This window comes from Streptomyces kanamyceticus (assembly GCF_008704495.1).
Lineage (GTDB): Bacteria > Actinomycetota > Actinomycetes > Streptomycetales > Streptomycetaceae > Streptomyces > Streptomyces kanamyceticus.
The window spans coordinates 2,495,579-2,515,462 of sequence record NZ_CP023699.1; the positions used below are offsets into that span (position 1 = coordinate 2,495,579).

25 protein-coding genes are annotated in these 19,884 nt (G+C 72.5%); 10 read left to right on the plus strand and 15 right to left on the minus strand.

Translation table 11 applies throughout. The features are described 5' to 3' along the window. Window positions 1-81 precede the first annotated feature (81 nt). Window positions 82-492: a DUF6069 family protein gene (locus CP970_RS09760; RefSeq protein WP_169801285.1), complete on the minus strand. Its 411-nt coding sequence runs from the start codon at window positions 490-492 to the stop codon at window positions 82-84. Between the two features lie 11 nt (window positions 493-503). Next, window positions 504-1,121 (minus strand): TetR/AcrR family transcriptional regulator, encoded by a 618-nt coding sequence (locus CP970_RS09765; protein ID WP_055554514.1) that lies wholly within the window; start codon window positions 1,119-1,121, stop codon window positions 504-506. 202 nt (window positions 1,122-1,323) lie between these two features. On the opposite strand from CP970_RS09765, the gene CP970_RS44130 reads away from it, so the two are divergent. Beyond that, a complete protein-coding gene (locus CP970_RS44130) occupies window positions 1,324-1,467 on the plus strand; it encodes a hypothetical protein (protein ID WP_157877813.1) in 144 nt (47 codons plus the stop codon). Between the two features lie 28 nt (window positions 1,468-1,495). Here the strand turns inward: CP970_RS44130 and CP970_RS09770 are convergent, their stop codons facing one another. Continuing rightward, entirely contained in the window at window positions 1,496-1,909 is a 414-nt protein-coding gene (locus CP970_RS09770; RefSeq protein WP_055554516.1) for a winged helix-turn-helix transcriptional regulator, read from the minus strand. A gap of 123 nt (window positions 1,910-2,032) precedes the next feature. Here CP970_RS09770 and CP970_RS09775 point away from each other — a divergent pair, with 123 nt between their 5' ends. Beyond that, the gene (locus CP970_RS09775; RefSeq protein WP_055554518.1) at window positions 2,033-2,863 is read left to right on the plus strand and encodes an alpha/beta fold hydrolase; all 831 of its coding nucleotides are present in this window, start codon (window positions 2,033-2,035) and stop codon (window positions 2,861-2,863) included. Here the strand turns inward: CP970_RS09775 and sph are convergent. After that, window positions 2,860-3,849 (minus strand): sphingomyelin phosphodiesterase, encoded by a 990-nt coding sequence (gene sph, locus CP970_RS09780; RefSeq protein WP_055554520.1) that lies wholly within the window; start codon window positions 3,847-3,849, stop codon window positions 2,860-2,862. The genes CP970_RS09775 and sph overlap by 4 nt on opposite strands. A 467-nt stretch (window positions 3,850-4,316) precedes the next feature. On the opposite strand from sph, the gene CP970_RS09785 reads away from it, so the two are divergent. Further along, window positions 4,317-5,093, plus strand: a complete 777-nt coding sequence (locus CP970_RS09785; RefSeq protein WP_055554522.1) for a class I SAM-dependent methyltransferase — start codon at window positions 4,317-4,319, stop codon at window positions 5,091-5,093. On the opposite strand, the gene CP970_RS09790 is transcribed toward CP970_RS09785, so the two are convergent. The 9 genes from CP970_RS09790 to CP970_RS09825 form a co-directional block, all read right to left on the minus strand. Then, window positions 5,052-5,231, minus strand: coding sequence for a hypothetical protein (locus CP970_RS09790; RefSeq protein ID WP_055554524.1), 180 nt, complete (start codon window positions 5,229-5,231; stop codon window positions 5,052-5,054). The genes CP970_RS09785 and CP970_RS09790 overlap by 42 nt on opposite strands. 441 nt (window positions 5,232-5,672) lie before the next feature. Next, window positions 5,673-6,737, minus strand: coding sequence for a cytochrome P450 (locus CP970_RS09795; protein ID WP_055554541.1), 1,065 nt, complete (start codon window positions 6,735-6,737; stop codon window positions 5,673-5,675). A 137-nt stretch (window positions 6,738-6,874) separates the two neighbouring features. Further along, window positions 6,875-6,979 carry a tryptorubin family RiPP precursor gene (locus CP970_RS44880; RefSeq protein WP_224058340.1) on the minus strand — a complete coding sequence of 35 codons (105 nt, stop codon included), beginning with the start codon at window positions 6,977-6,979 and terminating at the stop codon, window positions 6,875-6,877. 133 nt (window positions 6,980-7,112) lie between these two features. After that, entirely contained in the window at window positions 7,113-7,604 is a 492-nt protein-coding gene (locus tag CP970_RS09800; RefSeq protein ID WP_055554527.1) for a hypothetical protein, read from the minus strand. Window positions 7,605-7,695: 91 nt separating this feature from the next. Then, complete coding sequence (locus CP970_RS09805; RefSeq protein ID WP_055554529.1) at window positions 7,696-8,274, minus strand: TetR/AcrR family transcriptional regulator; 579 nt, start codon at window positions 8,272-8,274, stop codon at window positions 7,696-7,698. A 44-nt stretch (window positions 8,275-8,318) separates the two neighbouring features. Continuing rightward, window positions 8,319-8,723 (minus strand): RidA family protein, encoded by a 405-nt coding sequence (locus CP970_RS09810; RefSeq protein ID WP_055554532.1) that lies wholly within the window; start codon window positions 8,721-8,723, stop codon window positions 8,319-8,321. Then, window positions 8,720-9,970, minus strand: a complete 1,251-nt coding sequence (locus CP970_RS09815; protein WP_055554534.1) for a Cmx/CmrA family chloramphenicol efflux MFS transporter — start codon at window positions 9,968-9,970, stop codon at window positions 8,720-8,722. Before CP970_RS09815 ends, CP970_RS09810 begins: the two co-directional genes overlap by 4 nt. A gap of 100 nt (window positions 9,971-10,070) precedes the next feature. Beyond that, window positions 10,071-11,366, minus strand: a complete 1,296-nt coding sequence (locus CP970_RS09820) for a N5-glutamine methyltransferase family protein (RefSeq protein WP_079043940.1) — start codon at window positions 11,364-11,366, stop codon at window positions 10,071-10,073. Between the two features lie 223 nt (window positions 11,367-11,589). Further along, window positions 11,590-12,090, minus strand: coding sequence for a VOC family protein (locus CP970_RS09825; RefSeq protein WP_063806221.1), 501 nt, complete (start codon window positions 12,088-12,090; stop codon window positions 11,590-11,592). Window positions 12,091-12,234: 144 nt separating this feature from the next. On the opposite strand from CP970_RS09825, the gene CP970_RS09830 reads away from it, so the two are divergent. The 3 genes from CP970_RS09830 to CP970_RS09840 all read left to right on the plus strand — a co-directional run bounded on the left by CP970_RS09830 (window position 12,235) and on the right by CP970_RS09840 (window position 14,172). Further along, window positions 12,235-12,927 (plus strand): alpha/beta fold hydrolase, encoded by a 693-nt coding sequence (locus tag CP970_RS09830; RefSeq protein ID WP_150493193.1) that lies wholly within the window; start codon window positions 12,235-12,237, stop codon window positions 12,925-12,927. Window positions 12,928-13,046: 119 nt separating this feature from the next. Continuing rightward, window positions 13,047-13,955 carry a polysaccharide deacetylase family protein gene (locus CP970_RS09835; RefSeq protein ID WP_150493195.1) on the plus strand — a complete coding sequence of 303 codons (909 nt, stop codon included), beginning with the start codon at window positions 13,047-13,049 and terminating at the stop codon, window positions 13,953-13,955. A 10-nt stretch (window positions 13,956-13,965) separates the two neighbouring features. Further along, window positions 13,966-14,172 carry a hypothetical protein gene (locus CP970_RS09840; protein ID WP_055556887.1) on the plus strand — a complete coding sequence of 69 codons (207 nt, stop codon included), beginning with the start codon at window positions 13,966-13,968 and terminating at the stop codon, window positions 14,170-14,172. Between the two features lie 21 nt (window positions 14,173-14,193). Here CP970_RS09840 and CP970_RS09845 read toward each other — a convergent pair whose 3' ends face one another. Both CP970_RS09845 and CP970_RS09850 read right to left on the minus strand, forming a co-directional pair. Next, the gene (locus CP970_RS09845; RefSeq protein ID WP_055556884.1) at window positions 14,194-14,865 is read right to left on the minus strand and encodes a hypothetical protein; all 672 of its coding nucleotides are present in this window, start codon (window positions 14,863-14,865) and stop codon (window positions 14,194-14,196) included. Next, on the minus strand, window positions 14,862-15,818 hold the full coding sequence (locus tag CP970_RS09850; RefSeq protein ID WP_055556881.1) for an ABC transporter ATP-binding protein: 957 nt from the start codon (window positions 15,816-15,818) through the stop codon (window positions 14,862-14,864). The genes CP970_RS09845 and CP970_RS09850 overlap by 4 nt, the downstream gene beginning before the upstream one ends. Before the next feature lie 79 nt (window positions 15,819-15,897). Between CP970_RS09850 and CP970_RS09855 the strand changes: the two genes are divergently transcribed. From CP970_RS09855 to CP970_RS09870, 4 genes are all read left to right on the plus strand, one after another. After that, window positions 15,898-16,659 carry a peptidyl-tRNA hydrolase gene (locus CP970_RS09855; RefSeq protein WP_055556879.1) on the plus strand — a complete coding sequence of 254 codons (762 nt, stop codon included), beginning with the start codon at window positions 15,898-15,900 and terminating at the stop codon, window positions 16,657-16,659. Then, entirely contained in the window at window positions 16,656-17,336 is a 681-nt protein-coding gene (locus tag CP970_RS09860; protein ID WP_055556877.1) for a TetR/AcrR family transcriptional regulator, read from the plus strand. The genes CP970_RS09855 and CP970_RS09860 overlap by 4 nt, the downstream gene beginning before the upstream one ends. A gap of 90 nt (window positions 17,337-17,426) precedes the next feature. Further along, window positions 17,427-18,728: a DUF692 domain-containing protein gene (locus tag CP970_RS09865; protein WP_055556875.1), complete on the plus strand. Its 1,302-nt coding sequence runs from the start codon at window positions 17,427-17,429 to the stop codon at window positions 18,726-18,728. 4 nt (window positions 18,729-18,732) lie between these two features. After that, on the plus strand, window positions 18,733-19,848 hold the full coding sequence (locus tag CP970_RS09870) for a TIGR04222 domain-containing membrane protein (protein WP_055556873.1): 1,116 nt from the start codon (window positions 18,733-18,735) through the stop codon (window positions 19,846-19,848). The last annotated feature ends 36 nt before the right edge of the window (window positions 19,849-19,884 follow it).

The window sequence follows — 19,884 nt, forward strand, 5'->3', positions numbered from 1 at the left end:
TTCATGGCGCGAGGGCGAGGCCACGAGGTACGTGGACGACGCTCACATCCGGTTCGTCTTCACCCCGTAGGAACACCCGTTTCACCCTGTAGGAACACCCGTAGAGGTGCTCGCGGGAACACGGGGGGATTTCGTGCCGCCGAGCCCCGGGATCAGCACCACCGCCACCGCCAGGTGCATCAGCGCTAGGGCGACCCGGGTGCCGCCGTCCATGCCGTCGCCGAGCAACGGCAGGAAGGACACGGCGAGGACGGCGCAGGCCACCCCGGTCCAGATGGCGCGGGCGCGCGGCACCCCGAACCGCTCCAGGGCGGCCAGCAGCCCCCAGCCGAGGAGCGACGCGAGCAGCGCGACGACCGCCACGGGCGCGGCGCCGATGTCGAGCGTCTGCTCGCCGTCGACGATCCGCAGCCGGTGCCCCAGCAGCGGGTCCACGACCAGCCACACCAGGACGGGGGCCAGGACGGCCGGCGCCGTGACCCCCAACCGCATTCTCCGCGCGCTCACTCGGCGTCCCCCGACAGCGCCCCGTGCAGGAAGACCTCGGCCAACTCCTGCGGGGTCAGGTCGGGTTCGTCGTCCGTACGCGGCTGGGTGAAGAGCAGCCCGAAGAAGAGGGCCGCGATCTGCTCCGGCGGGCGGCGCAGAGAGGCCTCGTCGGGCTCCAGCAGGTCCACGAGGGCCGCGCGGATACGGGTCGTCGACTCGCTGCGACCCGCGCCGCGCACCGTGCCGGGGTGCTTGCCGCCGAAATGCCCCACCGCCCCGGCGATCGCGCCCATCCTGGCCAGGTGCGCCTGCAACGCCTCGGCCGCCTCCGCGAGCCGGTCGGCCAGCGGCTGGGACACGTCGATCGCGTCGAGCTCGCGGACGGCGTGCTCGGGAGAGAGCGCCTCGGCCATGCAGGCCTGCAGCAGCTCGTCCTTGTCGGCGAAGACCCGGAAGATCGTGCCCTCGCCGATGCCAGCGGCACGGGCGATCTTCGCGGTCGTCACCGCGGCGCCGCACTCGGCGATCAGGGGGATCGCGGTCTGAATGATCATCTCTCGGCGCCGCTCCGGCGACATGCTGGGGGCGCGACGGCGGGTGGTCCGGTTCTCGTTCTCCTTGGCTGCGGTCATGGCCACGATGGTACGGAGTGAGTCCTCACTCCGTCAATGAGTGAGGACTCACTCCGTTCAGGGGGTGGCACTCAGTGCCGCGAAAAGGCCCAGGGGGCGACCCCGAGTGCACTCTGCCGCGCAACCTCGGGCATGCTGAATTCACCGCGCCAAACGAACCCAATCACCCTGTCCTGCACGGGACTTGATGGAGGGCGAACCAATGGAGACCGACCACAAGGCACCCGCACTCGACATCCGAATCGGCGGGTTCCGCATGACCCTTCAGCGCGTCCCCGTGAAGCTCCTGACACTGCTGGCGGCCACCGCGTGCTCGGGCTTCACCGCGTGGATCACTGGCCGTTGAGACCCTCGGGACGGCTGTGGCGAGACGGCTAGTTGGCGGATGCCTCGTCGGCGAGCTGGTTGTTGTGGTCGATCTCCGGCATGTGTGTCTCGGCCCAGACCCGCAGGGCGGAGAGCGGTCCTTCGAGGGACAGGCCGAGCTCGGTGAGCCGGTAGTGGACGGCGGGCGGCACGGTGGGTTCCACTCGGCGCGCGACCAGGCCGTCGCGGACCAGGCTCTGCAGGGTGACGGACAGCATCTTCTGCGAGATGCCGGGGATACGGCGCCGCAGCTCCGCGAAACGGATCTCGTCCGGAGCCTCCTCGGCCAGCACCTTGACCGTCATCGACGTCCACTTGGTGCCGATGCGGTCGAGCAACTGGCGGGTCGGGCAGAGCGGATCCAGCAGATCACCCCGCTCACCGCGCTGCCGGACGGATTCGCCGGGCCTTGATGTGGTCACTCAGGGCTCACCACCTGTAGGGAAAGTGCCGTCTTGGACGGACCAGGATAGTTCCCTAGCGTGACCTGGTAACCATTCCTCACCACCCCTCACCATTCCTCACCACTCACCTGGAGCCACTCCATGCCCGAGCTGCGGCGCGTCCCCGTCAACGGTGTCGAACTGAACGTCGCTCTCGCCGGATCGGGCCCGGCCGTACTCCTGCTGCACGGCTTCCCGCACACCTGGGAAGTGTGGACGGACATCATGGCCGACCTGTCCGACCGCTACCGCGTCATCGCCCCGGACCTGCGCGGGTTCGGCGCGAGCAGCCCGGCCGCCGCCGGGTACGACGCGGGCACCCTGGCCGAGGACGCCGCGGCGCTCCTCACCACGCTCGGCGTGTCCTCGGCCGCGGTGGTGGGCATCGACGCGGGTACCGCACCGGCCTTCCTCCTCGCCCTGCGCCGCCCCGGTCTCGTCCGGCGCCTGGTCGTCATGGAGTCCCTCCTGGGCAGGCTGCCCGGCGCCGAGGACTTCCTCGCCGACGGGCCGCCGTGGTGGTTCGGGTTCCATCGCGCCGCGCCCGGCCTCGCCGAAACCGTGCTGGAGGGCCACGAGGCCGCCTACATCGACTGGTTCCTGCGCGCCGGGACGCTCGGCGACGGAGTGCGCCCCGCCCTCCGCGACGCCTTCGTCCGCGCGTACACCGGCCGCCAGGCGCTGAGCCGCGCGTTCTCGTACTACCGGGCGCTGCCCGCGAGCGCGGAACAGATCGAGCGGGCGGTCGCCACCGCCCGCCTGACGGTGCCGACGATGGCATTGGGCGCCCGGCCCGTCGGTACCGCGCTGGAACGCCAGCTCCGCCCGGTCACCGACGATCTCACCGGACACGTCATCGAAGACTGCGGCCACATCATCCCGCTGCACCGCCCGCGCGCCCTGCTCGCTCTGCTGCGTCCGTTCCTGGCCTAGCCCGCCGTCAGCGGATAGTGGTCCGACAGGTTCGTGTACGTGTACTGCTTGCCCCAGCTGGAGACCGTCCAGGGCGCGCTCTGCTCCTTGACCACGTTGTTGCGCCAGGAGGCCGGGCGGGCGTGGCCCTTGCGGTGGAGGACGTAGTCGAGGTCCTCGCGGGGGTCGTCCGGGTAGCGCTCGGCGGCGATCGAGTTGTCCTGGGTGTCGAAGGAGTACGGGTGGCCCGTGCGGCTGTCGGCCGGGGCGAAACCGCCGTCGGCGAGCATCGAGGCGTACTCGGAGCTGTGCGAGTCGACGTTGAAGTCGCCCGCCACGATGACCTGTTCACCCGCCGGGATGTTCTTGGCGGCGAGGAAGGCGTCCATCTCCTTGAACTGCTTCGCCCGGGTCGCCGCCGCCTCGCCGCTGCCGCAGCCCGGGTCGGTGGACTGGGTGTGCGTGCCCACCACGTGCGTCTTCGTGCCGTTCACATCCAGGACGGCGTAGACGAAGCCCTTGTTGGAGTACGAGTCGGAGCCGCACGCGTCCTTGTAGACGTACTGCTCCTTGCGCAGGATCGGCCACTTGCTCAGGACCGTCACGCCGCCGTCCTCGGGGGTCACCGAGGAGTAGGCACCTCCGGTGGCGTCCCAGCCGCTCTTGCCGCGGCCCATCACGGGCGTCTGGTGCGGGTAGCGGTCCTTGGCATTGGCCTGCAGCGCGTCGGACGAGGAGTTGTCGAACGCCTCCTGCAGCACGACGACGTCCTGCCCCTGGAAGAAGTCCGCGGCCGGTATCGCCTTGGCCCGGTGGTCCTGGCCCCAGTTCGGGTAGAGCGTCTTGCTGAACAGGAACGTGTTGTACGTGAGCACCTTGAGCGAGGGCGGCGCGGCAGACGCGTCGGCGGCCGCGGTCGCGGACGGGGCGACGGCGGCGAGCGTGGCGGCGGCGAGCACGGTGGAGATCGCGGTCGCGTGGGTCCTGCGCAGCGCTGAGTGCGGCACTGAGACTCCTGGGTGTGGGGGGTGTTGCTGCGGGTTCCGGCCGTGCCGGAAGCGGCCGGTGTCCGGGCGCCCGCACATCCAACCAGCCACGATTACTTCTGGGGATACTTCGCGTGAACGCGGCGTTCACACCCGGGCGGGCCTTGGCGGGCCGGGACTGGCCTGGGCAGCCCCGGACGGTCCTGGGAGTCCTGAACGGTCCTGGGCAGTCCTGAACGGTCCTGGGCCGGGAACCCCGGAGGAAAGTCGCTCCCGCGCGGCCGAAATTGCCCCCGAACGGGCACCTCACGCGGGCGCCGACACCCCGTGGCGCCCTGGTCGACGGGCAGGGCCGGGCATCATCCCAAGCGCCTCCAGGCGCCCGCCGAAAGCCTTCGGACAGCTTCGAAGGATGCCCACCCATGCCTCCTGACCTGGGCATACGCGACAGTCGCCACCTACAATCGCCTTCCACGAAAGGGGACTTGATGGACCGCGACATCCACACGATCGACGACGTGATGAAGCTCCTCGACGGACTGTTCGCGCCGGAGGCCGACCGGTGGACCGCCGACGGGGCGGGCTGGTGGGACGGCTTCTACGCGGACCGCGGCAAGCCCGTGCCGTTCTTCGCCGCGAAGCCGGACGAAAACCTCGTCTCGTACGTGGAGCGAGGGCTGCTCACCCCGGGCCGCGCCCTCGACATCGGCTGCGGCCCCGGCCGCAACGCCCTCCATCTCGCCTCCCTCGGCTTCGAGGTGGACGCCGTCGACCTCTCGCCCGCCGCGCTCGACTGGGCCGCGGGCCGGGCCGAAGAGGCGGGCGCCGACGTGCGCTTCCACCAGGGCGACGTCTTCGTACTGACGCGGACCGCGCTGGCCGGACCGTACGACCTCGTCTACGACTCGGGCTGCTTCCACCACCTACCGCCGCACCGCCGCATCAGCTATCTCGCGCTCCTGGACCGCGTCCTGGCCCCCGGCGGCCACTTCGCCCTCACCTGTTTCGCGGCAGGCGAGAACGGCATGGGATCCGAGCTGTCCGACGCGGAGTTCTACCGCACGGCGGGCCTGCACGGCGGCCTCGCCTACGACGCGGACGCGCTGCGCCGGATCTTCGCGGGCCTGACGGAGCTCGAACTGCGCCGCATGCGCGACGAGAAGAACGGCTCGCCACTGTTCGGCGAGCCGTTCTTGTGGACGGCGCTGTTCCATCGGCCAGGCCTATCTCCTTCGCACCGGCAGGATCTGGGCGAAGGCGCGTAAGACCGTCGCGCGTTCTTCCGGGGCCGTGCCCCGGACCGCGATGGCGAGGGCGGTCAGGAAGGTCACGGCGATCACGATGACGGCCGCGAGCAGGATCTCGGGTGTTCCCGCGGCGAGTTCGAGCAGGATGGTGGTCATGGGATTCCTCCGTCGGCAGGCCGGAGTCGGCGAGGGGCGAGGGGCGAGGTCCCTGGATCCAGGGATCCAGGGATCCGAAGGTCCGGGATCCGGAATGCCGAGTGGCCGACGGAGACGCGTCCGACGTCGAAGAGCACCGAGGCGGAGCCGAAACCGTACCGACGCCGCGCGGAACGCGACGGCAGCGCAAGGCAGTTCGGCCTCAATGATCAAACGCAGGAGCGCGTCCGGGGTCGGCCCCGGCGGCCGGGGTCACTTCCCGTGAACGGAGGCGCTCATGCGCCGGTAGTTCGCAGCCATGTCCATCACTCCCTGCGGTCGAACCCCATGACGGGTCCGGGCGCGATACGTGTGTCGCACCGCGAACCCCCACCATGCCCTGCCGAAACGCCCGAGCGCTAGACCCAACTCCCTTTCTGCCATGGGGTGTTACTCACACCCCTACGCCCGCCCCGACCGCACGAGCCGCACCTTGTCGACCCCGAGGAGCCCGGCGAGGGGCACCTTCGCGGTGGTCTGCCGCGGGTCGACCGTCATGCCGTCGGCGCGCAGGATGTCGAGGAGTTGACCAGCGAGCGGCATCACCATGTGCCGCCCCCAGCAGCGTTCGGAGACGTGGCCGAAGGGGAGGTAGCCGGGGTGGTCGTCGGGGTCGAGGGCGGCCCAGCGTTCGGGGCGGAACTCGTCGGGGTCCTTCCAGAGCGCCGGGTCCCGGTGGCTGAGCAGCGGCAGCAGCAGGACGTCGTCGCCCGCGCCGATGCGGTCGTCGATGGCCGGGTACTCGGGGGACGCGTTGCGCAGGATGTTCCAGGACGGCGGCAGCAGCCGCATGGACTCGTAGAGGATGTGCTCGTTCGGCGTCTCGTCGTCGAACGGCGCCCCCAGCCAGTACGCGTTGGCGACGAGCGTGGAGACGGTGAAGCAGACCGGGGCCGCGGCCCGCCGGTACAGGCCCATCGCGTACCGCCGGTCGCTGTAGCCCGTGGCGTCCGCGGTGAGGCCCGCGATGCTGGTGACGGGCGCTCCGGGACGGAGCCTGCCGGGCAGCGCGGCGCCGACGGCGATCACCGACCAGGTGAGTTTGGGCGTCAGCTCCAGGGTCCGGTCCATGAGGATGCGCAGCCGGTACGGGTCGGTGCCCAGGATCAGATCGCGCAGGTGGACGTGGCCGACGTGCGGCCACTCACCGGAGAGGTCGACGTTCCCGGGCACGGGTTCGCGCAGCGCCCTGCGTACGTCGCGGCCGATGGCCTGCATGACGGTGGACGCCTCGGTACGCGGGATCGAACGCCCGTGCAGCGGCTTGAAGGTGGGGCGTTCGCGTTCGGTGGCCGGGCGGGCGGCGAGGATCCGGTCGCTCTGCTCGGGCCCGGCGACGCCGACGGTGTCGGAGTCGAGGCGGAACACGTCCTCACCGCGGCGGTCGCGCAGCAGGGCATGGAGTCGCGGCGTGAAGACGGTGGTCCTGGACAGCCGGTCGGTACCGGAGGAGGGCGTCGGGGGCATCGGGGTCTCCAGGTGCGGGAGGCCCGCACCCGGCGGCTGGTCGGGCACGCCGGGCGCGGTCTCGACGGCGGTTACGTCCCTACGGGATGCGCACCCCCGTCAGCGTGCGGGATGCGCGCGGTGAGCGCGTCGCCGGCCTAGTACCAGTGGTACCAGGCGTACGCCTTGAGGCTCTTCTCTCCGGTGATCCTCTTCTTGAGCGAGCGAACGATCTTCATGCACATGCCTCCGGTCAATTCCATTGGTACATGACTGACTTGGACTCGCGGAGCCTGTCCGTATCCGATCAACAACTGATAAACGGGCAGGTGACACGCGATGACGGGCATTTCCGGAGTGTGCGGGAGAGCGCCGCGTGACCGCGCTGACGCGACGTCAGCGCACGGCCCTGCGACGCCCGCTCGGACGCCGGAGCAGCCCCGCCGTCACGACGGCCGCGAGACCGATGGCCAGACCCAGGAGGAGGCTCCTCGACACGTCGGGGTTTTCCTCGACCCACATCGGACCACCCTGGAAGAGGGAGCCGAGCGGCTTTCCGTTGCGTCCGGGGAAGCACGAGAGAACGGCGGCCACGGCGCACGTGCCGATCACCGCGGCGACGGCCGCGAGCAGCGCGGGACCCACGACGCGGGCGGAGCCCCCGCCGATCGCGCGGACCCGGCGCCGGGCCTCGCTCGCCACCATCACGGCGACGAAGCAGAGGATGCCGATCACGACCGCGAAGACGTGGCCGCCGCCGGGGCAGAGGGCCACGCCGTGGCGCCAGATCCAGTCGCCGGAGGTACCGATCGCCACGAGGGCGGCGAGGGCGGCGACTCCTTCGGCGACGGACGCGACACGGGTACGCTTCTGTACTTCTTCGGGCATTACGCCACTTTACGGGTCTCGCATGGGTGTACGAAAACCCGCCCGCTCCCTGCCCGCTCCCTGCCCTCTCCCCGTCATGGAGCAGCGCGCGTCACAGGTCGGCGAGTGCCCCGTCCACCGTGGCGAGCAGGACATCGCGGTCGTCCTGCACCCGGCCGAGGACCCGCAGTCCGTAGTACGTGCTCTGCACCCGGCGGGCCACCGTCCGCGCGTCACCGGTGGAGCGGATCTCCCCCGCGCGGCGCCCCGCCTCCACGACCTCGCACAGCTCGTTCTCGACCCGGTCGAAGGTGCGCCGCACGGCCGCCCTGACCTCCGGGTCGGTACCCGCGACCTCGATGGCCGCGTTGATCGCGAAGCAGCCGCGTTCGTCGCGGACCTCCTGCTCCCCTTCGACGGCGAGCAGCATCATGGCGCGAAGGCGTTCCTTCGCGGGGCCGGGGCCGCGCAGGACGGCGACCTGTTCGGCGGTGCTGGTGTCGTAGTAGTGCTGGAGGGCGCGCAGGTAGAGCTGGCGCTTGCCGCCGAAGGTGTTGTAGAGGCTGGAGGGGCCGAGGCCCGTGCTGTCGCACAGGTCGCGCGTGGACGTGCCCTCGTAGCCGTGGCGCCAGAACGTCTCCATGGCGGCGCTGACGACACGGTCCTCGTTGAACTCTCGCGGCCTGGCCATGGCTCCACCGTAAACGTTTTGGAACGTTCTTACAAAACATCGGCTCACTCCACGGCGCCGACCGCCTCGATCTCGACCAGCCACGCGGGATCCGCGAGCGCGGCGACCTGCACGAAGGACTCGGCGGGGAAGGGCGCGACGTAGAACTCCGCGCGCAGCCGGGCGAACACGTCCTGGTGGGCCACGTCGGTGACGAACACCGTGAGCTTCACGGCCCGGTCGATGCCGGACCCGGCGCGGTCGAGGACGGTGGACACGTTGGCGAGCGCCTGCCTGGCCTGGGCCTCGAAGTCCCCGGCGCCGACGGTGGCGCCGTGCCCGTCGACCGGCGCCTGTCCGGAGGTGAAGACCAGGTCGCCGACGCGGATGCCGAGCGAGATGCCCGCCGACTCGTACCAGTCGGGATCGGCGGTGACACGGGTGCGGCCTGACCGCTCCACGGCGCTCACGCCTCCGCCCGCGCGGACTCACGGGCGGCCTGCGCCACGGGCAGCGGCGCAGATGGCGACACAGAGGGCGACACAGGCGTCGGCACCGACGGACGCCCACGTTCCGCCCGCTGGAGCCGCGCCGCCCACAGCACGCCCAGCGTTCCCGCCGCGGCAAGACCGGTGCCGACCCAGGCCACCGACGCGTAGCCGAACCCGGCGTCGATGGTCAGGCCGCCGAGCAGCGGGGCCACGGTGTTGCCGACGTTGAACGCGGCCGTGTTCGTGGCGCCGACCAGCGTCGGGGCGCCCGGCGCGAGGGTGAACACCCGTGACTGCAGGGCGGGGTTGGTGACGTAGCCGACGAATCCGAGCAGGAAGACCAGGGCGATCACCACGGCCGTCACGTGGGCCGTCAGGGCGAGGAGCGCGGAGAACAGCGCGAGGGCGCCGAGCCCCAGGCCGAGCGTGCCCAGCGGCCTGGTCTCGCCGGTACGCCCGCCGACCACGATGCCGACCAGACCGCCGACCCCGAACAGCGCGAGGATCGCGGGCACCCAGCCCTCGGAGACCCCGCCGACCTCGGTAAGGAGCGCCGCCAGATAGCTGAAGGTGACGATGACCGCGCCGAAGGCGAAGGCCGTGATGGCGTACGAGAGCCAGAGCTGCGGCCGCGCCATGCCGCGCAACTCGGCCCTGACGGAGGGGCGTTCGCCCTCGCCGCGTCCGCCGGGGACGAGGAGCAGGGTGCAGACGAGGCTGACCACAGTGGCCGCGGCCACTGCCCAGAACGCGGCGCGCCAGCTGGAGACCTGGCTGAGCAGGGTGCCCACGGGGACGCCGACGATGGTGGCGAGCGTCAGGCCACCGGCGACGACGGCGACCGCCCGCGCCTTGGCCGCGGCGGGGACGAGCGCGACCGCGGTGGCCACGGCGACGCCCCAGTACCCGGCGTACGCGAGGGCGCTGATCACGCGCGTCACGAACAGGACGGCGTAGCCGGGCGCGAGGGCGCCGACCACGTGGGCCACGACGAAGGCGGCCTGCAAGGAGACGAGCGCCGTGCGCCGCGGCCAGCCGAGCGTGACGACGGCGAGCAGCGGGGCGCCGACGACCATGCCGATCGCGAAGGCCGAGATGAGCAGTCCGGCGTCCGGGATCGAGACCCCGAGGTCGTCGGCCATGCCGGGAAGGAGCCCCGAGAGCATGAACTCCGAAGTCCCTTGGGTGAAGATGCCGAGCCCGACTATGTACACCGCTGGCGGCATTGAGGCGGTCCTCCCTCTCTCGGCACCCGCTCCACAAATTTTGGAGCGGGTGCTTCAGAACTGACGAAGAGGGACGCTAACACATACTGAAGCGTTCGCTTCAGAACTGGCCGGGCGCGAGCCGCCAGAGCGAGGTGACCTCGGCCGCGCGGGCGGCGCGCAGCGGGTCGGGGGGTCGCAACGGGTCGGCGGCGCACAGCGGATTGGCGGCGCACAACGAGTCGCCGCCGCGCAATGGGTCTGAGGCATCCACCGCGCGCGGATGGCGCGGCACCGTGTCGAGCCGTTCGACCACCCGCAGCCCCGCCTCCGCGATCTCCCCCAACAGCTGCTCGCGCGAGCGCAGTTGGAGACGCTCGGCCAGATCCGAGAGGACGAGCCAGCCCTCACCTCCCGGCGCGAGGCGCGCCGCGAGCCCGCCCAGGAAGGCGGACAGCATCGCGCCGCCGGGGTCGTACACGCCTTGTTCGACGGCGGAGGTCGGACGCGCGGGCAGCCACGGCGGATTGCACACGACGAGCGCGGCGCGCCTCTCCGCAGGGAAGAGCCCAGGGGCGGCATCCACCTCCACCACCCCTTCCAGGCCGAGGAGTTGGACGTTCTCCCGGGCGCAGGCGAGGGCGCGCGGGTTGATGTCGGTGGCCACGACGCGGTCGAGTCCGCGGCGGGCAAGTACCGCGGCGAGCACGCCCGTTCCGGTCCCGATGTCGAATGCCGTACGCGGGCGGGGCGCGTCCCGCCAGGCGGCGACCGGCAGCGCGGCTCGCGCCACCAGGTCGACGTACTCCCCTCTGACCGGCGAGAACACTCCGTAATGCGGATGGATCCGCGCGCCGCCGATGGCGGGCACCGGCACGCCCTTCACGCGCCACTCGTGGGCGCCGACCACGCCGAGCAGTTCGCGCAGGGAGACGGCCATCGGCCCGCGGGGCGGACCGTACGTCGCGCGACAGGCGGCCCTGACGTCGGGCGCCCTGCGCAGCGCCGGGCCACGCTCCCCCACCAGGCCGTACGCGCCCACCAGGCCGTACTCCCCGTCGAGGAGTACGAGCAGCATGCCGAGCACCCGGGCGCGGTGCCCCCTGGCGCGGCGGTGCTGGTGGAAGGCGTCCGCGGGCGTGCGCCCCGGCGGCGGGGTCTTCCTGTCGACGCGCCGCGCCATGGCGGCGAGCAACTGCCGGGCACCGTGGAAGTCACCGCGCCAGAGCAGGGCGGTGCCCTCGCAGGCAAGGCGGTGGGCGGTGGCGGCCTTGGTCGTGTCATCGGCGACGACGACGCGCCGGGGCGCGGCCGCGCCGCTCTCGGAGTGCCAACGGGCGGAGAGGGTCGGGGTGTCGCTGTCGCTGTCGCTGTCGCTGTCGCTGTCGGTCCATTCGATGCGGGCAGGCATCAGCATCAGGACTCCTCGTGATCGCAAGGCTCAGGGGCACGAAGAGCGCTTCGACGAGAGGGACCTCAAGGATTGCCGGAACGACGGTCGGCGCGAAAGCGGCAGGACCGTGTCACCGGAGAGAGGCGTGCCGGGCGTCCGGCACTTCAGGGCAGGCGGAACCCCCGCGTCGCGGCGCGCGAGCGGGAGTCAGCCGACAACCATGCCCAGAGTCATGACCGGGACGCTGTCACATCCCCGGCCCACCTGACAACGGCTTTTCCCCCGGGAGCACCTCGGCCCCTCCACAGGTATCCGCCTCGCCGGGGGCATCCGGCTCCTCCCCCGCGAGCCGTTCCGCCTCGCTGCGCAGCACGCAGAATTCGTTGCGCTCCGGATCCTGGAAGACCACCCACCCCTTGCCGTCCGGCGTACGCAGGTCCGCGAGCACCGTCGCGCCCACGGCCTTGAGCCGATCCACCTCCGCGTCGCGCGGACCGTCGGGCTGGAAGCACAGGTGCAGGGGGTTCTTGGGGGCCCGGGCGGCACCGCTGGCGTCGGCGGCCCGCGCCTTCGCCTCCGGAGTCTCGGCGAAGTACAGCCGGACCCCTGTCGGGAGCCGCACGACGGCCGTGGACTCGCCGGGAAAGTCGTCGTCGTTCAACGGATGGCCGACGACCTTGCTCCAGAACTGTGCCAGTTCGTACGCGTTCGCACAGTCGACGGCGATGTTGAAGAGGTTCGAGCGCATCGGCGGACGCTACCCCAGCCGGGGGCCGCCGGTCATGCGGGAAACGGATCAGCCAAGATCGACGTGTTGCCACCCGTCCACCCGTCCACCCGTCCACCCGTCCACCCGCCTACCCGCCTACCCGTCCGCCAGAAGGGCACCACAATGAAGCTGCACACCCACGAATGGGGCACCGGCGACCGGGTCGCCCTCCTGGTCCACGGGATCATGTCGGACCACCGCACCTGGCGGCGCGTGGGACCCGCCATCGCCGAGCGCGGCTACCGGGTGATAGGCGTCGACCTGCGCGGGCACGGGGAGAGCGGGCGCGGCGCGTACGGCGCGGAGATCTTCGCGGACGATCTCGTCGAGACGCTGCCGGTCGGCGCGGACCTCGCGATCGGGCACTCGCTCGGCGGGATGGCACTCGCCCTCGCGGTCGAGCGCCTCGCGCCCCAGCGCGCCGTCTACTCCGACCCGGCGTGGACGCTCGGGGCCGAACAGTCCGTGGACCCCGCCGTGTTCGTGGAGTTCCAGCGGGCGACGCGCGGGATCATCGCGAACTTCAACCCGCGCTGGGAGGCGGCCGACGTGGACATCGAACTCGCCACGCTGGCCGCCTGGGACACGGACACCGCGCTCGGCCTCTCCGGCGCGAACGCCGTCGACCGCACCCCGGCCGCGCCCGCCGTCCCCTCCCTCGTCCAGGTCGCGGACCCCAGCCTCCTCGTCGACGAGGCGCTCAAGGACGAGCTGACCAGGCGCGGCTTCGAGGTGCGTACGGTCAAGGGGGCGGGTCACACGATCCACCGTGACGACTTCGACGGGTTCATGGCGTCGCTCGAGGGCTGGCTCTGAGCGTGGGGGCGGGTGGGGGGGCGGGTCGGGTGCGGGGCCGGGCCCGCCAACCGGCTTGACGTACGCGACCCTCCGCACAATTAAACGATTTATCCCATTTACACATATATCGTCACCGAGTGATCACTCTCGTACGGAGCTGCGCCGCACTCTGCGCCCTGGGCGTCCTGACCACCGTCCTCGCCGGGTGTTCCGGTGACACCGCCGCGCCGGGGCACCCCGGCCGTCCCGCCAGGACCCCGGCGGCCGTCGCCCCTTCGGCGTCCGCCCCGCCCACCCTCGCCCCCGGGCCCTCGGGCCTCACCCCCGTGTTCATGAACGGGTCCCGCGCGCACGGACGCACCGTCGCGCTCACCTTCGACGCCGACATGACCGCCGACCAGGGGCCGCGCGCGGCGGCCGGCGAGAGGTTCGACAACCCCGCGCTCGTCGCCACCCTGCGCCGCCTCAAGGTGCCCGCGACCTTCTTCATGACGGGACGCTGGGCCGAGGAGTACCCGGCGCAGGCCAAGGACATCGGCAAGGACCCGCTCTTCGAGGTCGCCAACCACTCGTACAGCCATCACGCCTTCACCGGCAGCTGCTACGGCCTGCCGACCGTCCCCGCGCCCCGGATGCGCACGGACGTGCGGCGCGCCTTCGACGCCTTCCGCAAGGCGGGCGTCGAGCGCGCGGTGCCGTACTTCCGCTTCCCCGGCGGCTGCTACGACCGGCAGGCCCTGCGCGCGCTCGCGCCCGGCGTCACCGCCGTGCAGTGGGACGTGGTGAGCGGCGACGCCTTCGCCACGGACTCGGCGGCGGTCGCCCGGCAGGTACTCGACGGGGTGCGGCCCGGTTCGGTGGTCGTCATGCACTGCACGCGCAGCGCGGCCCCCGCGACGGAGCGAGCCCTGCGGACGATCGTCCCGAAGCTGCGCGAGCGCGGATTCCGATTCGTACGGGTGTCGGAGCAGATCGGCGCGGCGGGCGGCGCGGCGGGGGCGACCGGCGCGGCGGCGACGGCCGGGCCCGTGGAGGCGCGGAGCTAGGCTGGTCGGTATGGGCGACGACTGCTTCGGGGATACGGATACGGGTACCGGACGCTCTACCGCGAACGACCCGGCACCGGCACCGGTTCCCGACGAGCCCCTCGCCGAGTGCGTCCTGTGCCGCGCGCCCACCGAGTACCCGGAGTCCCACAAGGGCATCACGCTCTGCCCCGTCTGCGAGTGGCAGGAAGCCCAGCGCACGGCCTGCTCGGGCTGAGGGCCCCACGGACCCCGCCCTCTATCCGCCCCGCCTCGAACTGAGCGCGCACGCCGCCCACACCGCCGCCGCCGCGACGGCCCCCGCCGCCGCGAGCGCGCCCACCGGTACCGGTACCACTCCGTCCCGCGAACCCGCCGTCAGATCCGTCAGGACGGACTTCGCGGGCGAGCCCGAGGTGACCAGGGCGAGGAGCGCCAGAAGCAGCAGCGCGGGGACGGCGCGGCCCGCCGAACGCAGCAGCGGCCAGTTGGTGAGCGCGCCGACCGCCGTGCCGACGAGCGCGCTGACCAGCATCGCGACGAGGCCCACGGCGGCCGAGGGCAGCCGGGGGACCGCATGCCGCGCGTCCGTGCTCGACGCGTCGCTGATGGCCGTCACCACCAGGACCGCGAGCGCGCCGAGCGCCGCCGACGCGAGCAGGGCGGCGAGCAGCGAGGCGAGGTGGGCGCGGCCGGGACCCGCCGCGGCCGCGGTGCAACCGCGCGCCGCGGGCGGCTCGTTGGTGGCGCAGATCCGCACCAGCCAGGCGGCCACGGGCAGCAGGGCGGCGGCCGCGTACGCGAGCGAGTCCAGGATGGGCTGGCCGCCCTGCACGCCGACGGCGAGGAAGACCGCGTAGAGAATCACGGGCGGCAGCCACCGCTGGGACCGTGCGAGCAACGAGAGCTGATAGTGGAGCAGTGCGCTCATCGGCGGTCACCCACTTCCACCGACGCCGATACCGACGCCACCGACGATGCCGATGTCGACGGCACATTCGCCCCCGCGCCGCCACCCACCGTCACCACATGCCAGGGCGGCAGGGCCGTGAGCAGTTCCTTCAGTACGACGTCGGAGCGGCTCTCCGGCACCGAGAGCCGCGTCACTCCCTCCGGAGTCGGCTCGCCGATCCCCGTCGCCGCCGACGCGACGGACGGCGGCAGCTCCGCGCCCAGCGGCCCCTGCGTCTCGATGACGACGGTGGGACCGGCGAGCACCGCGCTCCCGTCTTCCTCCTGGCTCCAAGTGCCGCCACCCATACGGCGGTTGAGCGCGTTGCCCACCACCGCGTACGTCTCGTCCGTCGCCCCGAGGAGCCGCCGCGGGTCATGGTCGACGAAGACCACCGCGCCGCCCGCCGCCCGCCGTTCGGCCACGGCGCGGTCGAGTTCGGCGCGGGCCGCGGCGTCCAGGCCCGTCCACGCCTCGTCGAGCACGAGCAGTTCGGGGTCGGCGAGCAGTGCCTGCGCCACGGCGACCTTCTGGCTGCTGCCCTTGGACAGCTCCGCCAGCGGCGTACGCGCGTAGCCGCCCGCGCCGAAACGCTCCAGCCACTGCTCGGCGCTCCGTTCCGCGGCGCCTCGCGCGAGTCCGTGCACGCGGCCCATGTGCGTCAGGTAGCCCACCGCGCTGAACGGCAGCGACGCGGGGAACCTTTCGGGGACGAACGCCGTGCGCGGGCGCCCCTCGCGGCGGCCCTCCGAGGGTGCGTCGATGCCCGCGAGGAGTCTCAACAGGGTTGACTTGCCTGTGCCGTTGGCGCCTTCGATCCGCACCAGGCTGCCCCCGCCGATGCCGAGGTCGACGCCGCGCAGCACCCAGGGACCGCGCAGCGCGTAGCGCCGACCCACCCCGGCGAGCCGTATCGCGAGATCACGTTCCATGCGGTCATCCTCGCGCACGTCCCGTCGGCCGGGGCGAAATCCCAGGTACGGCCGATCTTCCGCCTGGCAGACTGGACGCGTGAGCAGTGACCAGACCCTCCCCGACGCGCCGCAGGGCCCGCCCGCCCCGAGCGCGGCGGACAGCCCCTTCCGGCACGAGAACATCTCGCGCGACGAGGCCCCGCAGTTCGTGCTGCCCCTCGTCGCCCGCATCGAGCGCGCCGCTCCCCCGGCCCGCACGGACGCCCTGGAGACCGCGGCCCGCGCCGTCCTCGTGATGCTGAGCGACGAGCGCTCCGTCGGCGACGGCGAGTGGGCGCAGGCCGTGCGCGACTGGCAGGACGCCCGGATCCGCAAGGTGGTCAGGCGCGCCCGCGGCGCCGAGTGGCGGCGGGCTGAGACCCTGCCCGGCATCACGGTCACGGGCAAGTCGGCGGAGGTCCGCGTCTTCCCGCCGGTGCCGCTCGACGGCTGGCCCAAGGAGCTGGCCAAGCTCCAGGTCTCCGGCACCGAGCTCGACGACCCGGAGCCCCCGCCCGGCGCGGACACCACGCACCCCGTGCTCTGGATGAGCCCGGACGTCGAGATGTCGGCGGGCAAGGCGATGGCCCAGGCGGGCCACGGCGCCCAGCTGGCCTGGTGGGAGCTGTCGGACGCGGACCGGGCCGCGTGGCGCGACGCGGGCTTCCCGCTGTCCGTGCGCACCCCGGACGCGGCGCGCTGGCGCGAACTCACCGCGAGCGGCCTTCCGGTGGTGCGCGACGCGGGCTTCACGGAGATCGCCCCCGGCTCCTGCACCGTGGTCGCCGACCACCCCGCCCTGCGTACGGCGCGGGCATGACGGGCGGCACCCGGCTCGACGGCCGGGTCGAGCGCGGCAACCAGACCCGCCGCCTGGTGCTGCGGCGCACGGTCGACGTCGCTTCGGTGGAGGGGCTCGACGCGCTGTCGCTCGGCCGGATCGCCACCGAGCTGAAGCTGAGCAAGAGCGGGGTGTTCGCGCTCTTCGGCTCCAAGGAGGAACTGCAGCTGGCGACCGTGCGGGCCGCCGGGCGCATCTATCTGGACACGGTGGTGGAGCCCGCCCTGCAGACCCCGCCCGGAGTCGGCCGCGTGTGGCGGCTCTGTACGGCCTGGCTCGACTACTCCGAGCAGCGCGTCTTCCCCGGCGGCTGCTTCTTCTACGGGGTGATCGCCGAGTTCGACGCCCGCGAGGGTCCGGTGCACGACGCGCTGGTCCGCGCCAACCGCGACTGGAGCGAGCTGATGGAGCGCTCGCTCGCCGAGGCCGTCGACGCCGCCGAACTGCACGCGGACACGGACCTCGCCCAGCTCGCCTTCGAGTGCATCGCCCTCATGGAGACGGCGAACGCGCACTCGGTGCTGCACGACGAGTCGCGGGCGTACCGCTTCGCGAGCACCGCCATCGCCGCGCGGCTGCGCGCGGCGGCGACGGATCCGGCGCTGGTACCGGCGCCGAGCCGGATCGATACCGGTCGGCCGGAACCTCAAATGTAGCTCTGAACGTCTCCCCCCGGGGGTTCGATCCACTCGGCCGGGGCCATGGTCCTGGCAACGGGGGACGTACGGGGGACAGGGGGGAACGACATGAGGCATCTGGGCACCGGAATCGGCTGGCGTCCCGAGATAGCTGACGCCGTGGAGGCGATGCCGGGCATCGACTGGGTGGAGGCCGTGGCGGAGAACGTCTGCCCCGGGCACCTGCCCGATTCGCTGCTGCGGCTGCGCGAGCGCGGGGTGACCGTGGTGCCGCACGGCGTCTCGCTGGGGCTCGGCGGCGCCGACCGCCCCGACGAGGGAAGGCTGCGCGCGCTGGCGGAGCGCGCCGAAGCGCTCGGCTCGCCGCTCGTCACCGAGCACATCGCGTTCGTACGGGCCGGTGGTCCGCTCACCGCGACGCAGCCGCTGGAGGCCGGGCATCTGCTGCCGGTGCCGCGCACCCGCGACGCGCTCGACGTGCTGTGCGAGAACGTCCGCATCGCGCAGGACGCGCTGCCGGTGCCGCTCGCCCTGGAGAACATCGCGGCGCTGATCTCCTGGCCCGCCGAGGAGATGACGGAGGGGCAGTTCCTGTACGAGCTCGTCGAGCGCACGGGCGTCCGGCTGCTCATCGATGTCGCCAACCTCCACACCAACCACGTCAACCGCGGCGAGGACCCGGCCAAGGCCCTCGACGAACTGCCGGTCGAGGCCATCGCGTACGTCCACGTCGCGGGCGGCTTCGAACGGGACGGCGTCTGGCACGACAGCCACGCGCACCCGGTCCCCGAGGCCGTGCTCGCCGTACTCGCCGACCTCGCGTCCCGGGTGAGCCCGCCCGGTGTCCTCCTGGAGCGCGACGAGAACTTTCCGGCACCGGCCGAACTGGAGCGCGAACTGACCGCGATCCGGGCGACGCTCACGACCGCGGACAGCACCAACGCGGACAGCACTCACGGGGGCACCACCAGCACGGAGCCGCTGCCCGCCTCCCCCACCGCGCGCCAGCGCACCGGGCTCGCGCAGGCCGCGCTGCTCTCCTCGCTCGTGGCGGGAACGCCCGCGCCCGAGGGCTTCGACCACGCGCGGCTGCGGGTGCAGAGCCACGCGCTCGCGGCCAAGCGGGCCGACGTCGTGGCGAAGGTGGCGCCCGAGCTGCCGGGGATCCTCGGCGGGGAGTACCGCGCCGCGTTCGTCGAGTACGCCAGGGCCAGGCCGATGACCGGCGGCTACCGGCACGACGCGCTGGCCTTCGCCGAGCACCTGCTGCTCGCCGGGCGGCCCGAGAAGGCGCAGGCGCAGCGGGAGTTGAGCCACTGGTGGCTGGAGCGTTCGGGCCCCGAGCCGCTGTCCCGGCGGCCCGCCGCCCGGCTGCTGCACGCCACCCGCCGCGTCCTGCTGAGGCGGTGACGTCATGAACATCGCAGGCACGGTGTACACCGTCGTCGTCGCGCTCTCCTCCTGCGAGCTGCTCAGGGGCGTGGTGACGTCCCGCCGGACGAGGACGTCGCCGCTGCACGCCGACGAGCGCTCCGAGCACGGCGTCTTCGTGCGCGGCACGATGGAGGCCGCGTTCCTCTCCGGCGGTCCCGCCCGGGTCGCCGACGCGCTGATCGCGGGTCTGCACGAGGACGGCGGCCTGGTCGTCGGGGGCCCCGGCGTCGTCGGCATCACGCGGCCGACCGCGCGCAACGCCGCCGAGCAGGCCGTGTTCGACGCCCACACCGCGGCGCCGAACGGCGCGCTGCACTGGCTGCGGCTCGGGGTGATGCGGAGCGCCCCGGTCCAGGAGACGGGCGACGCGCTGGCGAGGCGCGGCCTCGTCGTACGGCCCGGCAGCCAGCGCAAGTGGCGCCGCTGGGCCGGGCTCCAGACGTTCCTGAGCGTCTTCGGGTTCATCGCCGCGGCCATGCTGACGACGGCTCAGTACGCCGCGGACAGCTATCCGGGGTCCGGTTCCGATTCGTTGTACGACAGGGTCGGCGAGCTGGTTCCCGTCGTCCTCATCGGCGTCGTGACCGGCCTGATCTGCCTGTACGTCACCGAGAAACGGCTCACCGTCGCCGGGCGGCGCGCCCTCTACGAGTACGTGCGTTCCTCGGGCCACCTGACGGGCGCGGCGCACCTCGTGGCGACGCACGGCCTGTCGGCGGCCCACCCCGACCTGCGCGGCCACCTGCTGGCCGCGGCGCGCGTCCGGGCCCCCGCGCCGCCTCGCATGAGCCCGTTGAGCCCGTACCCCGCGCCGTACCGGACTCCGGGCACGGGGAGTACGAACTCGGGGAGCACGAGCTCGGGGACGCCGACGTGGTGCGGCAGCGGAGGCGGCGGAGGAAGCGGTGGCGGTGGCGGAGGCGGCTGCTCCGGTGGCAGCGGAGGCTCGTGCTCCGGTGGCGGATCGACGTGTTCCGGCAGCGGAAGCTCGTGTTCGGGCGGCAGCGGCTCCTCCTGCTCCGGCAGCGGATCGTCCTGCGGCGGAGGCGGGTCCTCCTGTGGTGGAGGTGGCGGGTCCAGTTGCAGCAGTTCGTAGTCCTCCTTCTGGCGGCGCGCGCCGTGGCCATCGACT

What these genes read in the sequence shown, in the direction of transcription:
- CP970_RS09760 (WP_169801285.1), bottom strand. Translation starts at nt 492, where the DNA reads ATGCGGTTGGGGGTCACGGCGCCGGCCGTCCTGGCCCCCGTCCTGGTG.
- CP970_RS09765 (WP_055554514.1), bottom strand. Translation starts at nt 1,121, where the DNA reads ATGACCGCAGCCAAGGAGAACGAGAACCGGACCACCCGCCGTCGCGCC.
- CP970_RS44130 (WP_157877813.1), top strand. Translation starts at nt 1,324, where the DNA reads ATGGAGACCGACCACAAGGCACCCGCACTCGACATCCGAATCGGCGGG.
- CP970_RS09775 (WP_055554518.1), top strand. Translation starts at nt 2,033, where the DNA reads ATGCCCGAGCTGCGGCGCGTCCCCGTCAACGGTGTCGAACTGAACGTC.
- CP970_RS09785 (WP_055554522.1), top strand. Translation starts at nt 4,317, where the DNA reads ATGGACCGCGACATCCACACGATCGACGACGTGATGAAGCTCCTCGAC.
- CP970_RS09790 (WP_055554524.1), bottom strand. Translation starts at nt 5,231, where the DNA reads ATGACCACCATCCTGCTCGAACTCGCCGCGGGAACACCCGAGATCCTG.
- CP970_RS09795 (WP_055554541.1), bottom strand. Translation starts at nt 6,737, where the DNA reads ATGCCCCCGACGCCCTCCTCCGGTACCGACCGGCTGTCCAGGACCACC.
- CP970_RS44880 (WP_224058340.1), bottom strand. Translation starts at nt 6,979, where the DNA reads ATGGAATTGACCGGAGGCATGTGCATGAAGATCGTTCGCTCGCTCAAG.
- CP970_RS09800 (WP_055554527.1), bottom strand. Translation starts at nt 7,604, where the DNA reads ATGCCCGAAGAAGTACAGAAGCGTACCCGTGTCGCGTCCGTCGCCGAA.
- CP970_RS09805 (WP_055554529.1), bottom strand. Translation starts at nt 8,274, where the DNA reads ATGGCCAGGCCGCGAGAGTTCAACGAGGACCGTGTCGTCAGCGCCGCC.
- CP970_RS09815 (WP_055554534.1), bottom strand. Translation starts at nt 9,970, where the DNA reads ATGCCGCCAGCGGTGTACATAGTCGGGCTCGGCATCTTCACCCAAGGG.
- CP970_RS09820 (WP_079043940.1), bottom strand. Translation starts at nt 11,366, where the DNA reads ATGCTGATGCCTGCCCGCATCGAATGGACCGACAGCGACAGCGACAGC.
- CP970_RS09825 (WP_063806221.1), bottom strand. Translation starts at nt 12,090, where the DNA reads ATGCGCTCGAACCTCTTCAACATCGCCGTCGACTGTGCGAACGCGTAC.
- CP970_RS09830 (WP_150493193.1), top strand. Translation starts at nt 12,235, where the DNA reads ATGAAGCTGCACACCCACGAATGGGGCACCGGCGACCGGGTCGCCCTC.
- CP970_RS09840 (WP_055556887.1), top strand. Translation starts at nt 13,966, where the DNA reads ATGGGCGACGACTGCTTCGGGGATACGGATACGGGTACCGGACGCTCT.
- CP970_RS09845 (WP_055556884.1), bottom strand. Translation starts at nt 14,865, where the DNA reads ATGAGCGCACTGCTCCACTATCAGCTCTCGTTGCTCGCACGGTCCCAG.
- CP970_RS09850 (WP_055556881.1), bottom strand. Translation starts at nt 15,818, where the DNA reads ATGGAACGTGATCTCGCGATACGGCTCGCCGGGGTGGGTCGGCGCTAC.
- CP970_RS09860 (WP_055556877.1), top strand. Translation starts at nt 16,656, where the DNA reads ATGACGGGCGGCACCCGGCTCGACGGCCGGGTCGAGCGCGGCAACCAG.
- CP970_RS09865 (WP_055556875.1), top strand. Translation starts at nt 17,427, where the DNA reads ATGAGGCATCTGGGCACCGGAATCGGCTGGCGTCCCGAGATAGCTGAC.
- CP970_RS09870 (WP_055556873.1), top strand. Translation starts at nt 18,733, where the DNA reads ATGAACATCGCAGGCACGGTGTACACCGTCGTCGTCGCGCTCTCCTCC.